Raw genomic sequence first — 1,125 nt, 5'->3', positions numbered from 1 at the left:
AAAATTCCCAATCAGGAAAAAAACAGAGTCTATTTAAAATCCATAGATTCCGCAATAAATGCGGAATGACAAAAAAACACGGAATGATAAAAGGAAGAAAACAATTTCCCCCTTTAGGGGGGAGGGTAAGAAATTGTTTTACGTCCCTTCCTGCGTTACCTCCTCGTAATGACAATCAAATAAAAACCAAAACCTTATCGACTAACCTTACCTTTTTATTTAAATTAAAACCACCACTATAGTTAGAAACAATGGTAAAATCTATGGCTCTTCGTATGAACTCTTTTCGAAGTTCACCTAAATAATTTCCGCGAGCGGACACCCAGGCAGTGCTTCCAACTTCGCGGTTAAACAATGCAACGATCTCGTTATCGTTTTTGGACTTAAAAAAATTAGTAGTACTCATCGTGTAAAGAATTTAAAATGAAACAATACTTTACATCAAGCTAGAAGGCTATTTAAAAAGTGAAGGATTACAACATTTTTCCTTTTAAAGGCCCATCATGGTAGCACAGTGGTGTTGTCACTCTGTTGCTGTCTACTTAAAGACTCTTGATGTTGATATAAAAGTACAAAAAATAATAACAACGGTTATAATACTGTGGTTCACTCCAACTGATATCTAAACCTGGAAACAATGGATTCCGCAACAAGTGCGGAATGACAAAGAGGTTCCTAAGACAATTTCCCCCTTTAGGGGTGCAGGGGTAAGAAATTGTATTACCACATTTCGAGCCTTGCGCTGGCAGGGCGTGGCAATCTCTTTATAAGGATTCACCTACCTCCAAAAAATCGCCGCACGACACTGTTTTCCGTTCGTGATGACGGTTTGTTTGCAGTGGTTTTGAATTAAGTTAAAAGATGTTGATGGGAGTCTATCCCCGTCGGCAGTATATATGGATTTAATCCGTTAAAAATGGTCGAAGCCTTGGAGACCATTTAGGATTGAATTCATGGTTTTGCGATAGCAAAAATACCTCTCGACGGGCATCCTTTCTTTTGATTCGTTTTCTTTGGATGAGCAATTGCGTAGCACATCATGAACTCCTTATAAAACAATAAGCAAATTGGTGAATAAAGAAAATGAATAAAGAATAAACATGCCATTGACATTCAGTTCGACAA

Annotated in this window: 1 protein-coding gene and 1 riboswitch; the gene reads right to left on the bottom strand. The window is 37.7% G+C overall.

What is annotated here, in order from left to right; all coding sequences use genetic code 11:
* Positions 1–175: 175 nt before the first annotated feature.
* Positions 176–406, bottom strand: a complete 231-nt coding sequence (locus tag P278_RS13640; RefSeq protein WP_038268082.1) for a hypothetical protein — start codon at positions 404–406, stop codon at positions 176–178.
* Positions 407–471: 65 nt separating this feature from the next.
* Positions 472–564, bottom strand: a riboswitch (SAM-I-IV-variant riboswitch).
* Between the last annotated feature and the right edge of the window lie 561 nt (positions 565–1,125).

This window comes from Zhouia amylolytica AD3, from assembly GCF_000511935.2.
Classification (GTDB): Bacteria; Bacteroidota; Bacteroidia; order Flavobacteriales; family Flavobacteriaceae; genus Zhouia; species Zhouia amylolytica.
The sequence above is the reverse complement of the archived record's forward strand: the minus strand, read 5'-3'. Positions and strand labels throughout refer to the sequence as shown.

Excerpts from the sequence above, each read along its gene's own strand:
- P278_RS13640 (WP_038268082.1), bottom strand. The coding sequence starts at position 406 with ATGAGTACTACTAATTTTTTTAAGTCCAAAAACGATAACGAGATCGTT.